The organism is Streptomyces lavendofoliae (genome assembly GCF_014649735.1).
Classification (GTDB): domain Bacteria; phylum Actinomycetota; class Actinomycetes; order Streptomycetales; family Streptomycetaceae; genus Streptomyces; species Streptomyces lavendofoliae.
Genome location: NZ_BMTP01000016.1, coordinates 154,641 through 171,356, shown reverse-complemented (window position 1 = coordinate 171,356; position 16,716 = coordinate 154,641). Strand labels below are relative to the sequence as shown.

The 16,716-nt window shown below is 73.8% G+C and carries 14 protein-coding genes and 1 pseudogene; 4 read left to right on the top strand and 11 right to left on the bottom strand.

Annotation, left to right across the window (positions count from 1 at the left end; translation table 11 throughout):
* Positions 1-57: 57 nt before the first annotated feature.
* From IE109_RS26915 to IE109_RS26905, 3 genes are all read right to left on the bottom strand, one after another.
* Positions 58-1,992, bottom strand: a complete 1,935-nt coding sequence (locus IE109_RS26915) for an ABC transporter permease (protein ID WP_189553944.1) — start codon at positions 1,990-1,992, stop codon at positions 58-60.
* Positions 1,993-2,139: 147 nt separating this feature from the next.
* The gene (gene modA, locus IE109_RS26910) at positions 2,140-2,943 is read right to left on the bottom strand and encodes a molybdate ABC transporter substrate-binding protein (protein ID WP_189553943.1); all 804 of its coding nucleotides are present in this window, start codon (positions 2,941-2,943) and stop codon (positions 2,140-2,142) included.
* Between the two features lie 127 nt (positions 2,944-3,070).
* Positions 3,071-3,466: a TOBE domain-containing protein gene (locus IE109_RS26905; RefSeq protein WP_189553942.1), complete on the bottom strand. Its 396-nt coding sequence runs from the start codon at positions 3,464-3,466 to the stop codon at positions 3,071-3,073.
* Positions 3,467-3,883: 417 nt separating this feature from the next.
* Between IE109_RS26905 and IE109_RS26900 the strand changes: the two genes are divergently transcribed.
* Positions 3,884-5,089, top strand: a complete 1,206-nt coding sequence (locus IE109_RS26900; protein ID WP_189553951.1) for a serine hydrolase domain-containing protein — start codon at positions 3,884-3,886, stop codon at positions 5,087-5,089.
* Between the two features lie 258 nt (positions 5,090-5,347).
* Here the strand turns inward: IE109_RS26900 and IE109_RS26895 are convergent, their stop codons facing one another.
* From IE109_RS26895 to IE109_RS26875, 5 genes are all read right to left on the bottom strand, one after another.
* Positions 5,348-6,766: a DEAD/DEAH box helicase gene (locus tag IE109_RS26895; protein WP_189553941.1), complete on the bottom strand. Its 1,419-nt coding sequence runs from the start codon at positions 6,764-6,766 to the stop codon at positions 5,348-5,350.
* A 122-nt stretch (positions 6,767-6,888) separates the two neighbouring features.
* Positions 6,889-7,827, bottom strand: a complete 939-nt coding sequence (locus IE109_RS26890) for an amino acid ABC transporter permease (RefSeq protein WP_189553940.1) — start codon at positions 7,825-7,827, stop codon at positions 6,889-6,891.
* The gene (locus IE109_RS26885) at positions 7,824-8,489 is read right to left on the bottom strand and encodes an amino acid ABC transporter permease (protein ID WP_189553939.1); all 666 of its coding nucleotides are present in this window, start codon (positions 8,487-8,489) and stop codon (positions 7,824-7,826) included. The genes IE109_RS26890 and IE109_RS26885 overlap by 4 nt, the downstream gene beginning before the upstream one ends.
* A 10-nt stretch (positions 8,490-8,499) precedes the next feature.
* Positions 8,500-9,348: a glutamate ABC transporter substrate-binding protein gene (locus tag IE109_RS26880; protein ID WP_189553938.1), complete on the bottom strand. Its 849-nt coding sequence runs from the start codon at positions 9,346-9,348 to the stop codon at positions 8,500-8,502.
* Positions 9,349-9,390: 42 nt separating this feature from the next.
* The gene (locus IE109_RS26875; protein WP_189553937.1) at positions 9,391-10,176 is read right to left on the bottom strand and encodes an amino acid ABC transporter ATP-binding protein; all 786 of its coding nucleotides are present in this window, start codon (positions 10,174-10,176) and stop codon (positions 9,391-9,393) included.
* 123 nt (positions 10,177-10,299) lie between these two features.
* On the opposite strand from IE109_RS26875, the pseudogene ppk2 reads away from it, so the two are divergent.
* Positions 10,300-11,253: pseudogene (ppk2, locus tag IE109_RS26870) on the top strand (polyphosphate kinase 2); the annotation flags it as partial.
* Positions 11,254-11,441: 188 nt separating this feature from the next.
* Here ppk2 and IE109_RS26865 read toward each other — a convergent pair.
* Together IE109_RS26865 and IE109_RS26860 are read right to left on the bottom strand one after the other, a co-directional pair.
* Positions 11,442-12,041, bottom strand: a complete 600-nt coding sequence (locus tag IE109_RS26865; protein ID WP_189553935.1) for a hypothetical protein — start codon at positions 12,039-12,041, stop codon at positions 11,442-11,444.
* The gene (locus IE109_RS26860) at positions 12,026-13,672 is read right to left on the bottom strand and encodes a serine/threonine-protein kinase (RefSeq protein WP_189553934.1); all 1,647 of its coding nucleotides are present in this window, start codon (positions 13,670-13,672) and stop codon (positions 12,026-12,028) included. The genes IE109_RS26865 and IE109_RS26860 overlap by 16 nt, the downstream gene beginning before the upstream one ends.
* A gap of 478 nt (positions 13,673-14,150) precedes the next feature.
* Here IE109_RS26860 and IE109_RS26855 point away from each other — a divergent pair, with 478 nt between their 5' ends.
* Positions 14,151-14,588, top strand: coding sequence for a hypothetical protein (locus tag IE109_RS26855; protein WP_189553933.1), 438 nt, complete (start codon positions 14,151-14,153; stop codon positions 14,586-14,588).
* 14 nt (positions 14,589-14,602) lie between these two features.
* Here IE109_RS26855 and IE109_RS26850 read toward each other — a convergent pair whose 3' ends face one another.
* The gene (locus IE109_RS26850) at positions 14,603-14,998 is read right to left on the bottom strand and encodes a hypothetical protein (protein WP_229891586.1); all 396 of its coding nucleotides are present in this window, start codon (positions 14,996-14,998) and stop codon (positions 14,603-14,605) included.
* Between the two features lie 290 nt (positions 14,999-15,288).
* On the opposite strand from IE109_RS26850, the gene IE109_RS26845 reads away from it, so the two are divergent.
* On the top strand, positions 15,289-16,680 hold the full coding sequence (locus IE109_RS26845) for a M20/M25/M40 family metallo-hydrolase (RefSeq protein WP_189553932.1): 1,392 nt from the start codon (positions 15,289-15,291) through the stop codon (positions 16,678-16,680).
* Positions 16,681-16,716 lie beyond the last annotated feature (36 nt).

Here is a 16,716-nt window from a genome sequence, read left to right as displayed (position 1 = left end):
GCCTCCCTGATCCTCTGGATCCGTGAATCAGCCAGGTGATCATTTGTCAGACAGGCCCTAGCGGGGTACCAGCGCGACCTCGGTCGCCTTCACCCCTGTGAACACCGGTGTGCCGTCGGCCAGCCGCAGGTCGGCGGCCGCCGCGGGGGTGATCTCGGCGACGAGGTCCGGGGCCTCGTCGGAGGTGACCAGGACCCGCATCCGGCTGCCCACCGCCGTGATCTCCCGTACGGTGCCGGGCCAGACGTTGCGCGGGCTGCCGGTGGGCCGGTCGCGGTGGAGGGACACCGCCTCGGGGGCGATGATCGCCAGGGCGTCGGTGCCCTCGGGGAGCGGTTCCGCGGCCACGACGGTGGTGGTCCCGCCCACGGGCGCCAGACCGTCGGCGGTGGCACTGCCGGGCCAGGCGTTGCGGCCGAGCATGCGGGCGACCCAGGGCGAGCGCGGGTGCCGGGTCACCTCGGCCGGGGTGGCGTCCTGGAGTGCCCGGCCGTCCTCCAGGACGAGGACGCGGTCGGCGAGCGAGACGGCCTCCACCGGGTCGTGGGTGACGATCAGGCAGACGCCGCCGAAGCCGTCGAGGTGGCGGCGCAGGGTGTGGCGGACATGGGCGCGGGTGGTCTGGTCGAGGGCGGCGAGCGGTTCGTCGAGGAGCAGCAGCCGGGGGCGTGCGGCGAGCGCGCGGGCCAGGGCGACGCGCTGGGCCTGGCCGCCGGACAGCTGGGCTGGGCGGCGGTGGGCGAGGTGGCCGACGCCGAGGCGGTCCAGCCACCGCTGGGCGGTTGCGCGCGCCTCGGCGCGGGGTACGCCACGGGCGCGCAGCCCGTACGCGGTGTTGGCCAGCGCGGTCAGGTGCGGGAACAGGGCGCCGTCCTGGGGGACCCAGGCGACGCCGCGCCGGTGCGCCGGAAGGCCGGTGACGTCGGTGTCGCCGAGCGTCAGCCGGGCGTGGGCCCGGTCGGTCAGGGCGAGCAGGGCGCGCAGGAACGTCGACTTGCCGGCGCCGTTGGGGCCGACGACGGCGACGGTGGTGCCGGGCGGGGCGTCCAGCACGAGGTCGGTGAAGCCGGTGATCTCGGCGTGCAGGGCCCAGGACCCGGGGTGCGCCGGGGCGTCCGCCGCGCACCCCGGGTCCGGCCGACGCGGGGCGGCACGGTCGTCGCCGTCGGGGCCGTCGACGGTGGCCGCCGGGGCGAAGCGGCGCGGGGCGGTGGACCACCGGCCGCGCAGGGCGACGAGGACGGCCATCGCGATGGCGAGCAGCAGCAGCGAGACGGATGTCGCGGCCTCGGGCCGGTCCTGGAGGAGGAGGTACACCTGGAGGGGCAGCGTCTGGGTGCTGCCGGGCAGGTTGCCCGCGAAGGTGATGGTGGCGCCGAACTCCCCGAGGGCCCGCGCCCACGTCAGGGCGGCGCCCGCCGCCAGCCCGGGGGCGACGATCGGCAAGGTCACGGTGCGGAAGACGCGCAGCGGGGGCGCGCCGAGGGAGGCCGCGGTCTCCTCGTACCGCCGGTCGAGCCCGGCGAGCGCGCCCTCCAGGCTGATCACGAGGAACGGCATGGAGACGAACGTGGCGGCGACGACCGCGCCGGACGTGTGGAACGGCAGGGTGATGCCGAACCAGTCCTCCAGCCACGGTCCCAGCACGCCCCGGCGGCCGAAGGCGAGCAGCAGCGCGACCCCGCCCACGGTCGGGGGCAGCACCATGGGCAGCAGCACCAGTGACCGGACCAGTGCCTTGCCGGGGAAGGACACCCGGGCCAGCAGCCAGGCGAGGGGCACGCCCAGCAGCAGCGACAGGCCCAGGGACCAGAGGGACACGACGAGGGAGAGTCGCAATGCCTCGACGGCCTCGGGGCTGCCCAGGTGCGCGCCCAGCTCGCTCCACGAGGTGCGGGCGAGGATGCCGACCAGGGGCAGCGACAGGAGGGCGACGGCCGCGAGCGCGGGCAGCGCCAGGGCGACGGGCGTACGCGGGGTGAGACGTCTCATCGGTGTCCTGGGGTGGGTGTGGGCCGGGGCGCCGGGGGTGCGAGTGCGGGGGGTGCGAGTGCGGAGGGTGCAGCGGACCCGAGGCCGGCGGGTGCGGGGCCGCCCGCTCCCCCTCGGGGGGGCGGCCCCCACGCGTCGGGGGCGGGGCTACGGCTGCTGGAAGCCCGCCTCCCCGAGGATCTTCCGCGCCTCGGGGCCGGAGAGCCAGGCGACGAACGCGGCGGCGGCCTCGGCGTTCGGGGAGTCCTTCAGCGCGGCGGCGGGGTACTCGGCGATGGCGTTCTGCGCGTCGGGGATCGGGACGGCGTCGACCTTGCCCGGAACGGTGTCCGCGTCGGTCCTGTAGACCAGTCCCGCGTCCGCCTCGCCCAGTTCGACCTTGCTGAGGACGGCGCGGACGCTGGGCTCCTGGGACACCGGCTTCACCGTCACGCCCTGCGCTTCGAGGATCTTCGCGCTGTACTTGCCGGCCGGTACCCCGGGGGCTGCCAGCACCACCTTGAGCCGGGGGTCACCCAGGTCCTTGAGCGTGGCGACCTTCCGGGGGTTCCCTTCGGCGGTGGCGATGACGAGCCGGTTCTTCGCGATGACGGTGGGGGCTTCGACCTCGCCCCTCACACCGTCCATGCTCCGGGTGTCGGCGGTGACCAGCGCGTCGGCCGGGGCGCCCTGCCTGACCTGGGCGATCAGTTCCTGCGAGCCGGCGAAGGAGAAGGTGAGCGTCGTGCCCGGGTGGGACTTCTCGTACGCGGCGCCCGCGGTCTTGAAGACGTTGGTGAGCGACGCTGCGGCCAGGACGGTGAGGTGCGTCGTCCTCGGGGTCGCGGAGTCGCCTCCGGCCGGCGCCGGGGTGTCCTTCCCCCCGTCCTGGCCGGCGCAGGCCGCCAGGGGGGCCAGCAGGGCGGCGGTGAGGACGGCGGTCACGGCGCGGCGGGTGGTGGTGCGGGGCATGGGGTCGGCTCCTGGGTGGGATGCGCGGGGCGGGCGGTGCCCGCGGCCCGGTGTGGACCGGCCGCCGCGCCGGATGCGGGTCCGGCACCGCGGCGGGGGGACCGAACGGGTCCGGGGGAAGCGGGGGTCAGACGCGGTCGATGTGCACGCTGGTGGACTTCACGCGGGCGGTGGCCCGCATGCCGACTTCCAGCCCCAGTTCCTCGACGGCCTCGCGGGTGAGCAGGGAGACGAGTCGGTGCGGCCCGGCCTGGATCTCGACCTGGGCCGCGACATCGCCGAGCTTGACGGCGGTGACGATGCCGGGGAAGGCGTTGCGGGCGGAGGTGTACGAACCGTCCTCCTCCCCGGTGCCGCCCTGGGCGACCTCGATCGAGAAGGCGGCGAGGTCCCGCCCGTCGATGAGACGGCGGCCCGCTTCGTCCCGGTGGGTCGCGACCCGGCCGGCATCCGCCCAGCGCCGCGCGGTGTCCGGGCTGACGCCCAGAAGCCGTGCGGCCTGGCCAATAGTGTAGGACTGCATGTGCGCCACGCTAGGCCCCTGTGGGCCGCATCTGCAATTGTCTGAGGCTTTCTCCATGGCAGATGCGAATCACTGGGAGGATGTGCCGAGAGTCCGCTCCCCGGGCGGGCGGACGCGGCGAGGGACGCGGCGGACGGCACCTCGGCAGCCGTCTCCACGCCGCCGCGCCGGCGCGAGAGCTGACCACAGGTCAAAAAGGTGCCGCGGCACCGCTCGTGTCGGGAACCGACCGGACGCCCAGGGACTCATGGTCCATGGGTAAGGGAGGCGGCGCGTGCAGAGCGCCGGTGCTCCCGCGGTTTCCCCGCGCACGCATCACGCGTGCCGTACCGATCGAGTTGAGGACCTGACGTGACCGTGTCACCGCACCGACGCCTGGCGGTAAGCGCCACCCTGATCGCCGCGATCGTGGGCGCGATGGCTCCCGCCACCGCCGCCCACGCCGCGCCCGCCAAGCCCGCCGTGCCTTTCGCTCCCGCCTCCGCCGCCGCCCCCACCGCCGATCCCGCTCCGGACATGGAGGGCGTGACCGCGGCGCTGAAGGCCGCCATGGCCAACGGCGCGCCCGGTGCGATGGCCCGCCTCACCGGCCCCGACGGGGTGCGGACGCGGGCGGTCGGTGTCAGGGACCGCGTGTCGGGCGCGGCCATGGACACCCGGGCGCGGTTCCGCGTCGGCAGCGTCAGCAAGACCTTCTCCTCCGTGGTGCTGCTCCAGCTCGTGGACGAGGGCGCGCTGGAGCTCGACGCCCCGGTGAACCGCTATCTGCCCGGCCTGCTGCCGGACGACCGGATCACCGTGCGCCACCTCCTGACGCATCGCAGCGGGCTGGCGGACTACACCGACAAGATGTTCGCCCAGACCGTGCCCGGCTTCGAGGCGGTGCGCAACCGGGTGTTCGGCTACCGGGAACTCCTCGACCTCTCGCTCGCCGAGCCCCGCACCACCGAGCCCGGCGCCGCGTACAAGTACTCGAACACCAACTTCGTGGTGGTCGGCATGCTCATCGAGAAGGTCACCGGCAAGGCGGTCGGCCGCGAGTACGAGCGCCGCATCATCGAGCCGCTGCGGCTGCGCCACACGTCGTACGTGCACCCCGACACCCGCATCAAGGGCACGCACGTGCGCGGCTACCTGCACCCCGACGAGGCCGGCGCGCCGCTGGTCGACTCCACGGAGCAGACGGTCTCCTGGGCGCAGTCGGCCGGAGCGATCATCTCCGACCCGGCGGACCTGAACACCTTCATGACCGCCCTGATGACCGGCAGGCTGCTGTCGCCGCGGATGCTGGAGGCCATGACCTCGGTCACGCCGACGGACGCCACGAACACCCGCTTCTACGGGCTCGGCCTGCGCCGGTACGACCTGACGTGCGGCACCCGGGTGTACGGGCACACCGGCACCGTGCAGGGCTTCTACACCTACGCCTTCGCGACCCGCGACGGCCGCCGCAGCCTCTCGGCGATGGCGAACACCTCCAACCGGGGCGCGGCGAACACGGCGCTCGGCGGGACGCTGGAGGCCGCGTTCTGCGGGAAGAAGCCGGCCGCGACGGCGTCGGCGCGCACCGCGCGGAGCGCAGCGACGCTGCCGGCCGAGGCGGACCTGCCCGAGCGCCGCTGATCCGGCGGGCGGCGGGGCGGCGAGTCCCGTCCGTCCGAAGAGCCCGTGACTCGGCCCTGCGCACGGCCCGGCGGCCGTCGCGAGCCGGGTCGCGGGCCGGCCGGGCCCCCCGGAACGGGGCGGCGCCCGGTCGCCCTCCCTTGCGCCTGCCGGTCGGACGCCGGAGCGAGCGGGCAGGGGCCGGGAGGGCGCCGCGCGGGGCCCGGCACGGGTGGATCGCGGCTCGCGGGTCGGCCGGTCCGGCCGGTGGGGTTTCCGTCAGCGGGCCTTGCGGGCCTGGGCGGCCCGGCGGGCCTCGGCCAGCTTGCGGGCCTCGGCGGACTTGCGGGTTTCCTTCGGGGGGCGGCCCGTCCGGGTGCCCATGCCCTGGAAGGGGGCGCTCGCGGTCTTCGCCTTGTTCCCGGCCGGGGGCCGCTTCGCCCCGGTGATGCGGGTCAGCGCCTCCTCGCCGGACCGCACCTGGGTGACCGTCGCCCTGACCCCGGCGTCCGACAGCATGCGGCTCACGTCCCGCCGCTGGCCCGGTGTGACCAGGGTGACCACGCGACCCGACTCCCCCGCCCGCGCGGTGCGCCCGCCGCGGTGGAGGTAGTCCTTGGAGTCGGCGGGCGGGTCGACGTTGACGACCAGGTCGAGGTCGTCGACGTGGATGCCTCGGGCGGCGACGTCGGTCGCCACCAGGACCGTGACCGCCCCCTCCCGGAACTGCGCCAGGGTGTGCGTGCGCTGCGGCTGCGACTTCCCGCTGTGCAGGGCGGCGGCCCGTACACCGCTGTCCCGCAGGTGGCGGGCGAACCGGTCCACGCCCAGCTTGGTGTCGAGGAACATCAGGACCCGCCCGTCCCGGGCGGCGATCTCGGTGGCGGTGGCGTACTTGTCGGCCGGGTGGACGTGCAGCACGTGGTGCTCCATCGTCGTGACCGCGCTCCGCACCTGGTCGACGGAGGCGAACACCGGGTCGTGCAGGTAGTGCCGGACCAGGTGGTCGACGTTGCGGTCGAGCGTGGCGGAGAACAGCATCCGCTGCCCTTCCGCGGGGGTGTGGTCCAGGATCTCGGAGACCTGGGGCAGGAACCCCAGGTCACACATCTGGTCCGCCTCGTCCAGCACCGTGATCCGCACGTGGTTCAGGAGGCAGTCCCGCCGGGCGACCAGGTCGGCCAGCCGGCCGGGGGTGGCGACGACGACCTCGGCGCCGGCCTTGACGGACGCCGCCTGCTTCCCGATCGACAACCCGCCGACCACGGTCGCCAGCCGCACCCCCAGCACCCGCGCGTAGGGCGCCAGCGCGTCGCTCACCTGCTGCGCGAGTTCCCGGGTCGGTACGAGGACCAGGGCCAGGGGCCGCTTGGACTCGGCCCGCCGGCCCGCCGTGCGGGTGAGCAGGGCGAGCCCGAACGCCAGCGTCTTGCCGGACCCGGTCCGCGCGCGGCCCAGGACGTCGCGCCCCGCCAGGGCGTCCGGCAGGGTGGCGGCCTGGATGGGGAAGGGTTCGCGCACCGAGAGGCCGGTCATGGCCGCCAGCAGCTCGTCCGGCAGGCCGAGCTCGGCGAAGGAAGCGGCGGGCGGCAGGCCCGGGGTCACCGTGTCGGGCACCGAGAGTTCGCCCCGCGGCGCCCGGTCACGTCCGGTCCTGCCCGCACCGGGACGGCCGGGGGCTGATGGCGTCGCGTTCATGGGGAACCTTCCTCGATCCTGCGCCCGCGCGGGCCGGCGCCGGAATGGGCCGGGGCCCGTACCTGAGTGCGGTACGGGCCCCGGCTGCGTCTGAGCGTAGGAGCACATCCTACCCGCGCCCGTCAGTTCCTGTCGTCCGCCCGCCCGTCGGCCCGTACGTCCGCCGGCCCCGCGTGCTCGCCCGGCGTGGCGAGGTCCTCGACCGCGTCGACGCGGACCACCGCGCCGGTCGACTTCTTGGCGCGCCGCAGTCTGCGTTCGAGCCAGGCCGCGAAGGTGGTGAGCGCGAAGTTGAGGGCGACGAAGACGACGGCCACGACGGTGAAGCTGGCGATGGTGTTCGCGCCGTAGTTCGCGCTCATCGGCCGGACGGAGGCGAGCAGCTCCGAGAAGTTGAGCAGCGCGCCGCCGAGCGCGGTGTCCTTCACGATGACGACGAGCTGGCTGACCAGCGCCGGGAGCATGGCCGTGACGGACTGCGGGAGAAGTACGTGGGTCATGGTCTGGCCCTTGCGCATGCCGATCGCCTTGGCCGCGTCGGTCTGCCCCCTGGGCAGGGCGAGGATGCCGGCCCGTACCACCTCGGCCAGGACGGAGGCGTTGTACAGGACGAGTCCGGTGACGACCGCGTACAAGGGGCGGGTCTCCGGGCTGATGTCGGTGAACTCGGCGTAGGCGGCGTTGGCGAAGAGCATCAGGATGAGGACCGGGATGGCGCGGAAGAACTCCACCACCGCGCCGGCCGCGCCGCGCACCCACGCGTGGTCGGAGAGCCGGCCGATGCCGAGGAGCGCGCCGAGGGGCAGGGCGATCGCCATGGCGAGGGCCGCGGCGATCACCGTGTTCTTGAGGCCGGGGAGGATGTACGTGGTCCACGTCCGGGCGTCCGTGAAGAACGGGTCCCACTTGGACCACTCCAGCTGGTTCTTGTCCGCGAGGCTCCGGGCCACCCACCAGATCAGCAGGGCGAGGGCGAGCAGGAACAGCACGGTGTAGAGCACGTTGCGGCGCCGCGCCCGCGGGCCCGGGACGTCGTACAGGGCGGACGGCCGGCTCTTCATCGCCTCACCGCGACCTTCTTGCTCACCCATCCGAGCAGGAGGCCGGTCGGGAGGGTGAGGCAGATGAAGCCGAACGCGAAGATCACGGAGATCAGGATCAGCTGGGCCTCGTTCTCGATCATCTCGCGCATCAGGAGGGCGGCCTCGGCGACGCCGATCGTGGCGGCGACGGTGGTGTTCTTGGTGAGCGCAATGAGGACGTTGGCCAGCGGCCCGACGACCGACCGGAACGCCTGGGGCAGCACGATCAGCCGCAGCACCTGCGGGAAGCTCAGCCCGATGGCGCGGGCCGCCTCGACCTGGCCGGCCGGGACGGTGTTGATGCCGGACCTGAGCGCCTCGCAGACGAAGGCGGCGGTGTAGGTGATCAGTCCGAGCACGGCGAGCCGGAAGTTGATCGTGGTGAAGTCCTTGGCGCCGAGGCTGATGCTGAGCGTCTGGAACAGTCCGAGCGAGGTGAAGACGATGATCACGGTCAGTGGGATGTTCCGGACGATGTTGACGTAGGCGGTGCCGAAGCCCCGCATCAGGGGGACGGGGCTGACGCGCATGGCGGCCAGCAGCGTCCCCCAGACCAGGGAGCCGATCGCGGAGTAGACGGTGAGCTGCACCGTCACCCAGAAGGCTCCCAGCAGGTCGTACCCCGTGAGGAAGTCGAACACGTCGGCCCACTCACTTGGCGATCGTGCCGATCTTCGGGGCGGGCTCGTTCCGGTAGCCGGCCGGGCCGAAGTTCTTCTGCACGGCCTTGTCCCAGGAACCGTCCGAGACCATCTTCTCCAGGGCGCTGTTGATCCGCGCCTTCAGTTCGCTGCCCTTCTGGACACCGATGCCGTAGTTCTCGTTGCTCATCTTGAAGCCGCCGAGCTTGAACTTGCCCCGGAACTGGTCCTGCGCGGCGTAGCCCGCGAGGATCGAGTCGTCGGTGGTGACGGCGTCGATCACGCCGTTCTCCAGGCCGGTCAGGCACTCGGAGTAGCCGCCGTACTCCTGGAGCTGGGCGTCGGGGGCGAGCTTCGTCTTGACGTTCTGCGCGGACGTGGAGCCGGTGACCGAGCAGAGCTTCTTGTTGTTCAGGTCGGAGGGCTTGGTGATGGACTTGTCGTCGGCGCGGATCAGGACGTCCTGGTGCGCCAGCAGGTAGGGACCGGCGAAGTCGACCTTCTTCGCCCGCTCGTCGTTGATGGAGTAGGAGGCGGCGATGAAGTCGACGTCGCCGCGCTGGAGCATGGTCTCGCGGTCGGCGCTCTTCGCCTCCTTCCAGACGATGTCGCCGGGTTCGTGGCCGAGCTGCCGGGCGACGTAGGTCGCCACGTCGACGTCGAATCCGGTGTACGACCCGTCCGGGGTCTTCAGGCCGACGCCGGGCTGGTCGAACTTGATGCCGACGTTGATCTTGTCGCCGTCCCCGTCCGATCCGCCGTCCCCGCCGTCGCCGCACGCGGCGGCGGAGAGGGAGAGGGCGAGCGCGGCGGCCACGGCCACTCCGGCCCTGCTGAGCTTGCGCTGGTGCGGGTTCATGGTGATCACCCCTGGAGGTGGAGTGCGCGGTGGGGCGCGGGGTCAGTGGTGCAGGATCTTGGACAGGAAGTCCTTGGCCCGGTCGCTGCGCGGATTGCTGAAGAACTGGTCGGGTGTGGTCTCCTCCACGATCCTGCCGTCCGCCATGAACACCACGCGGTGCGCGGCGGAGCGGGCGAAGCCCATCTCGTGGGTGACGACCACCATGGTCATCCCCTCCCGGGCGAGTTGCTGCATGACCTCCAGGACCTCGTTGATCATCTCGGGGTCGAGTGCGGAGGTCGGCTCGTCGAAGAGCATCACCTTCGGCTCCATGGCCAGCGCCCGGGCGATGGCCACACGCTGTTGCTGGCCGCCCGAGAGCTGTGCCGGGTACTTGTCGGCCTGGGAGGCGACGCCCACCCGGTCGAGCAGCTCGCGGGCCCGCCGCTCGGCGGCCCGCTTGTCCTTCTTGCGTACCTTGACCTGACCGAGGGTGACGTTCTCCAGCACCGTCTTGTGGGCGAACAGGTTGAACGACTGGAAGACCATGCCGACGTCGGCGCGCAGGGCGGCCAGCTCCCGCCCCTCGGCGGGCAGGGGCCTTCCGTCGATGAGGATCTCGCCGGAGTCCACGGTCTCCAGCCGGTTGATGGCGCGGCACAGGGTCGACTTGCCGCCCCCGGACGGTCCGATCACCACGACGACCTCGCCGCGGCCGACGGTCAGGTCGATGGACCGGAGCACGTGCAGCGCACCGAAATGCTTGTCGACGTTCCTCAGTACGACGAGCGCGTCGGCGTACCGGCCGTCGTCCCTGGCGTCCTTGGCGTCGTCCCGGACGGGCATGGCACCCTCCTGGGTCCCGTTCCGGCGTCGGTCACTTCACTCACGTTCATGCTCCGCCCTCCGCCGCTCCGCTGCACCCCGGGAGGGTGCGGTGATCCGGGCCGGTCCGGGTACGCGTGGGACATGGTGGACAACGACCCGGGGCGGCCGCGGGATCTCCTGGCGGGCCTGAGTGTGGACGACAGCCGGCCGGAGCAGCCGGTGCTGCTGGACTCGGCCGGCGCGCCGATCCGTACGTGGCGCGAGAACTATCCGTACGACCGGAAGATCCGGCGGGCGGAGTACGAGCGGACCAAGCGCATCCTCCAGATCGAGCTGCTGAAACTTCAGCGCTGGGTGAAGGACACGGGAGCCCGGCTGGTGGTGATCTGCGAGGGCAGGGACGCGGCGGGCAAGGGCGGCACGATCCAGCGGTTCACCGAGCGGCTCAACCCCCGTGGCGCGCGGATCGTCGCACTGGACAAGCCGACCGAGCGGGAGGCCGGCCAGTGGTACTTCCAGCGGTACGTCGCCCACCTGCCGGCCGCCGGCGAGATCGTCTTCTTCGACCGCTCCTGGTACAACCGGGCGGGCGTGGAGAAGGTCATGGGCTTCTGCACCGACGAGCAGTACGAACGGTTCCTGCGCCAGTGCCCGATCTTCGAGTCGATGCTCGTCCAGGACGGGATCCTGCTGGTGAAGTTCTGGTTCTCGGTGTCGCGCGCCGAGCAGCGCACCCGTTTCGCGATCCGGCAGGTCGATCCGGTACGGCAGTGGAAGCTGTCGCCGACCGACCTGGCGTCGCTCGACCTGTGGGACGCGTACACGGCCGCCAAGGTCACGATGTTCCGGGCGACCGACACGGAGCACGCGCCGTGGACGGTGGTGAAGAGCAACGACAAGCGGCGCGCCCGTCTGGAGGCGATACGCAGCCTGCTGTGGCGCATCGACTACGACAACAAGGACGTGGCGGCCGTCGGCGACCCCGATCCGCTGATCGTCGGGGCCGCCGACACCCTCCTGGAGCCCGGCGAGGAACCGGCCGACCTGTCGCCCACTCCCCTGGCCGGTCCGCCGACCCGGCCGGGGCACCACCCGGGCCGGCCCGGCAGCCCCTCCGCGGATCCGGTGTCGGGGTCGGAGTCCGGGTCGGAATCGGATGCGGAGCCGGGGCCCGGGTCGGACGCGGAGTCCGGGCCCGGGTCGGACGCGGAGTCCGGGCCCGGGTCGGACGCGGAGTCCGGGTCGGGGTCGGGCGCGGAGTCCGGGTCGGGCCGAGTCCCCCGCTAGGGCGCGCAGTCGTAGGTGAACCGGGCGGACGCCGTGCGCTCGACGGGCTCCAGCAACTCCAGCCGGGCCTCGGCCCGGTAGTGCCCCGGGCCCTGGAAGGTCCACAACAGGTGCAGGGTGGCCTCCCGCCGGCCCTGCGGCATCCGCTCGGCCAGCCGCTCGGAGCGGGTGCCGTCGCTGCGGACCCACCGGTAGGCGAGGGTTCCGGGGCGGCCGTTCGTCCGGACGACGGCCACCACGTCGGCCACCGCCCCACAGGCCGGCCCGTCCGGGTCGGCGGTCACGGCCACCTCCCGGACCTCGACGCCGGGCCCGTGACGCTGCCACGCGAGGTAGCCGAGGACCAGGACCAGGACGACCGCCGCGAGGGCGTACCGGCGCAGGCCGCGCCGCCGAGCGGGCGGTCCCGGGACGACCGGGAAGGGTGCCACGGCGGCGGCGGTGACGCCCGGCCCGAAACGCAGCACGGAGCCGTCGGCCCGGTCGGGCGCGACGAGGGTCCGCCCGGCCGGGCCGGACGGTCCGGGCGGCCCGCTGATCCACTCGCTGCCGAGGGCGGTGGCGCTGTAGTCGTCGTCGTTCACCGGATCTCGCACCGCCTGATGAGGATCTGCCGACTCGCGGCTCCGTTGCCCGCCGCCGGGGTGGTCGTGGCGCGTACGCCCCAGTAGCACCCCTGGCCCGAGAACGTCAGGGTCCGGGCGGTCGCCGCCGTACCGGAGGGGAAGGTCATGGAGCCCTCGGGCGCGCCGAGCGTGCCCCGCGCGTCGCCGCTGAACCACTCCAGCAGGACGGTCGCCGGGCCGGAGGCGTCGACGGACAGCGTCACCTGGGCCGTCGTGAAGCCGGTCTGCCGGAACGAGGTCACGGTCACCGCCTCCACGCTCGCCGGCGGGGAGGGTGGCGGCGCGGTGGTGGGAGGCGGTGCCGTCGTCGCCCCGGTGTCCGGCGGCGTCACGGTCGTCGGGGCCGTCGGGGTACCGGGGAGGGAGCCCGGAGGCCCGGCCGAGGTGGGCGCGGACGCCGGCGGGGACGACGTACCGGCCGGCGTGGAGGGGGCGGGGGAGCCCGGCTCCGAAGCCGACGGTGACGGTGACGGCGAGGACGCGGCCGACGACGAGGCCGACGAGCCCGGTGAGGGCGGCGCGGCCCGGCCCGGACCGTCCGCGAGCGGGACGGCGGTGGTCGTCGCCGACACGCTGCCCGCCGCCACCTCGCCCGTCCGCTCCGACGCCCCTGCCTGCGTGAGGATCAGCAGCAGGCCCAGGGCGAGCGCCGCGCCGGCGCCCAGCCAGCCGCTCCGCCCGGGTGCCCACAGCGAGGTCGTGGCGAAGGCCGTGGTCGATGCCGGCGAGCCGCCCGCCGAGGGGAACAGCAGCGGCAGCAGCGCGGCGAGTGCCGCGAGCTTGCGCTGTCCGCGTTCCTCCCAGTCCGGCCCGTACGCGGTGCGGGCCAGGACCTCCAGCTCGGCCACGAACGCCTCGGCGTCCTCCGGGCGCTCCTCGGGCCGCTTCGCGAGGCCCCGGCGGATGAGCGGACGCACCGGTTCGGGGGCCTCGGCCTCGGGTACGGGGGCCTCGATGTGCTGGAGGGCCAGCTCCGCGAGGTTCTGCCCGGTGAACGGCTTGCGTCCGGTCAGGCACTCGTAGAACGTGGCGGTCGCCGCGTACACGTCGGCCGCGGGCGAGGCGGGGCGCCCCTGCCACTGCTCGGGGGCCATGTACGCGGGCGTCCCGGCCACGCCGGGTGTGGTGCCGTGGTCGGCGGCGATGCCGAAGTCCACCAGCTTGGACGAGCCGTCCGCCGCGACCAGCACGTTCTCCGGCTTGTAGTCGCGGTGCACGACGCCTGCCCGGTGGGCGGCGGCCAGGCCCAGCAGCGAGCCCTTGAGCACGACGAGGGCGGCCTCGGGGTCGGTGTGTCCCGACTGCTTGAGCACCGCGCGCAGGGCCAGGCCGTCCACCAGCTCCATCACGATGGCGGCGCCGTCGGGCGCCTCCACGTACTCGTACAGCTGGACGACGTAGGGCGACCGCAGTGCGCCGAGCAGCCGGGCCTCGGCCCGGAACTGCCCCACGAACGCCGGGTCCCGGCGCAGGCGGTCGCCGAGGTACTTCACCGCGACGGGAGTGCCGGTTCCGTCGTGCACCGCCAGTACCACCCGGCCGCTGGCGCCCGAGCCGAGTTCTGCGGTCTCCGTGTAGCCGGGGACCACCCACGCCTTCATCTTTCCGTCCCCCCTGCCGCGGGTCTTCACCCCCTGGGACACGAACGAGCCGTGGCCGGTTCCCGATCGTGCCGCCCGCTCCGGGCACGGCTCGCACACGGGGCGCGAGCGGCGGACCGGCGGGAGTGCACGCGGCCGGCGCACACGCTACCCCTCGCGCCCGGGTGCCTCCCTCGCGGCGGGGGCGGGATCCGGGCGGGCGGGGGCGACGGCCCGGTCGTCTACGGTGATCGCTCGTCCACGGCGATCACTCCCCCGGAAAGGACCCTCATGGCCACCCCCAGCAACCCCGACGCCGCCCCAGACACCGACGCCGCCCCAGACACCGCCACCGCCACCGCCACCGCCACCGACGAGGAAGCCCCGCCGGTGGCTCATCGCCCAGGGCGCCACGTGCGGCGCCGACGGCGTCTGGCGGCACCCTGCGATGCCGGGCACCTCCCTGACGACCCGTCAGTCCGCCCTGATATGGGCGGACATGGCGATGGGGACTGCCGGACCGGGCGCCGAGGAGACCGTACGGGTCGTACTCGGCCTCGTGGACCTGTTCGACGAACCGGCTGTGACCTCGGTGTTCTCCGCGTGGACCGACGCGTACGAGGAGACCCGGGAGCACCTCTGGGCCGCATACCGGCTCCGGCTGGAGGCCGTCGGGGAACCACGGGGCGTGCTGGAGTCGCTGACCCACTGGTTCGAGGACGGTTTCTGCGCCTCCCACTGTTTCCGCGGTGTCCTGGGAAACGAGGCCGGGTCCCTCGCGGAGCGGCTGCGACCCGGCGCCCCGGGCCGCGACGCGCTGGTACGCCGCGTCCGCCGCGTCCTGTCCGTCGCGGGCCCCGTCCCCCGGGCGGACCTGGAGCCCGTGTACCAGGCGGTGGCCGGGGTCCCGGAGCTGCGCGCCCTCACGGCGGCGTAGCGGCGGTGCCGGTGTCAGGGGATCATCACACAGTGGTTCTCGATGACCCTGCCGCTGCGGTCCAGCCCTCCGCAGACGGCCAGCCGCGGGTAGGCCCTGATCTCCCGGTTGACGACGAACCTCCACCGCGACACACCGGCCTTGCTGTCCCGGTGGTCGCCCACGAAGGCGCGCAGCGTCCCCCGGAGGCCGTCGCGGGTGGTGACCGTGATGTCCTGGACGTAGTCACGCCCCTGGTAGGCGGTGGCCACGCAGATGTAGCGGCCGCACGTGGACTTGACCTCGGCGCTCGCCGGTGGCGCGGTCACCAGCCCCAGCGCACACGCGGCGGCGAGCGCGGCCGCCGTGACCGCCGCCCGCCGCCGTGTCGGCGTCACCGGCCGGACCGTCTTCTGGCGCGCGTACCTCACGGGGCCCCCTCGATCTTGTCGGCGTCCTGCACAGCTCCCCCACTCTGGTGGGCCGCGCCCGGGGGCCGCAATGCCGCGAACGGGGCGCTCGGGGGTACGCCGGTGGGCGCGCGGGCGCGGACGGGGCATTCGCGGGGGCGCGGGCGTTCAGCCGGACCTGCGGGAGGCGGCGGGGCTCCCGGTGGTCCGGCCGGTGGCATGGTTCCCCGTACGGCGGTTACTCGCCCGGTGACATGGGGTGACCGCTGAAGGGGGCCGGCCGGCACGGGGCGACCTCGGCAGGAGGACCGATGGGCGAACGAGATCCGCGCGTACGACGGGAGCTGCACCGCCGGGAGGCGGAGATGCTGGCGGCCCTGGCCGAGTGGGTGGGCATCCCGTCCGTGTCCGCCGCCCCCGCGCACCGCCCGGACGTCGTCCGCTCGGCCCGCTGGCTGGCCTCCGCCCTGAGGGCCACCGGCTTTCCGGTGGTGGAGGAGTGGGAGACCGAGGGCCTGCCGGCCGTGTACGCGCACTGGCCGGCCGAGGACCCGTCGGCGCCGACCCTGCTCGTCTACAGCCACCACGACGTCCACGCCGTGAAGGCGGAGGAGTGGCGGGAGACGTCCCCCTTCTCGCCGGTGATCCGCGACGGACGGATGTACGGGAGGGGGGCGTCCGACGCCAAGGGGCAGGCGCTGGCCCACCTGTGGGCCCTGCGCGCCCACCCGGCGACGGGGCGCTCCGCCCCGGCGGTGGGCGTGAAGCTGTTCGTCGAGGGCGAGGAGGAGACCGGCTCGGTGCACATGGCGGATCTGCTCGCGGAGCACGCGGAGCAGCTCGCGGCGGACGTCGTCATGGTGTCGGACACGATGCTGTGGTCGCTGTCCGACGCGGCGGTGTGCACCGGTGTGCGCGGTTCGGTCAACGGGCGGCTGGAGGTACGCGGAGCGCGGGACGACGTGCACAGCGGGGCGGTCGCCGGTGTCGCGCCCAACGCCTGCACGGAGCTGTGCCGCCTGCTGGGGTTGCTGCACGACGAGAAGGGCAGGGTCACCCTGCCGGGGTTCTACGACGCCGTGGCCCCGTTGTCGCCGCGCGAACAGGACGAACTCGACGCCATCCCCTTCGACGAGGCGACGTGGCTCCGGGAGTCGCACACCCGCGCCATCCGGGGCGAACACGGCCGCAGTCCGCTGGAGCGCATCTGGACCCGTCCGTCCGTCGAGGTCAGCAGCCTGCTGGGCGGGGACGCCGAGCAACCGTCGCGCGGAGTGATCCCACCGGTCGCGCGGGCCGATCTGCTGTTGCGCCTGGTGCCGGACCAGACCGCGGACGAGGTCGCCGGGCAGCTGCGCCGGTGGGTGGACGAGCACCGCGTGGACGGTTACGAGTACGACCTGACCATCTCGTCCACGATCTCCGATCCCTATCTCACGCCGTCGGAGCACCCGGCGGCGGCCGCCCTGGAGCGGGCGATGTCCCGGGCGCTGGGCCGGCCGCCGTTGCGCATGCGCAACGGCGGGGCGGCGCCGGCGGCCCAGCTGGCCCGCGAGCTCGGCGCGCCGGTGCTGTTCTTCGGGACCGGCCTGGTGGACGACCGGTGGCACGGTCATGACGAGAAGGTCGAGGTCCAGGCCCTCGTGCGGGGTGCCGAGACGCTGGCCTACTTCCTCGAGGAGCTCGCGTCCGCGACGCGGTGACGCCGGGATGGTGACCGGTCAGGTGCGGTGTGCGCC

Coding starts and splice junctions, on each gene's coding strand:
- IE109_RS26915 (WP_189553944.1), bottom strand. CDS start 1,992: ATGAGACGTCTCACCCCGCGTACGCCCGTCGCCCTGGCGCTGCCCGCG.
- modA (WP_189553943.1), bottom strand. CDS start 2,943: ATGCCCCGCACCACCACCCGCCGCGCCGTGACCGCCGTCCTCACCGCC.
- IE109_RS26905 (WP_189553942.1), bottom strand. CDS start 3,466: ATGCAGTCCTACACTATTGGCCAGGCCGCACGGCTTCTGGGCGTCAGC.
- IE109_RS26900 (WP_189553951.1), top strand. CDS start 3,884: ATGGCTCCCGCCACCGCCGCCCACGCCGCGCCCGCCAAGCCCGCCGTG.
- IE109_RS26895 (WP_189553941.1), bottom strand. CDS start 6,766: ATGAACGCGACGCCATCAGCCCCCGGCCGTCCCGGTGCGGGCAGGACC.
- IE109_RS26890 (WP_189553940.1), bottom strand. CDS start 7,827: ATGAAGAGCCGGCCGTCCGCCCTGTACGACGTCCCGGGCCCGCGGGCG.
- IE109_RS26880 (WP_189553938.1), bottom strand. CDS start 9,348: ATGAACCCGCACCAGCGCAAGCTCAGCAGGGCCGGAGTGGCCGTGGCC.
- IE109_RS26875 (WP_189553937.1), bottom strand. CDS start 10,176: ATGCCCGTCCGGGACGACGCCAAGGACGCCAGGGACGACGGCCGGTAC.
- IE109_RS26860 (WP_189553934.1), bottom strand. CDS start 13,672: ATGAAGGCGTGGGTGGTCCCCGGCTACACGGAGACCGCAGAACTCGGC.
- IE109_RS26855 (WP_189553933.1), top strand. CDS start 14,151: ATGGCGATGGGGACTGCCGGACCGGGCGCCGAGGAGACCGTACGGGTC.
- IE109_RS26845 (WP_189553932.1), top strand. CDS start 15,289: ATGGGCGAACGAGATCCGCGCGTACGACGGGAGCTGCACCGCCGGGAG.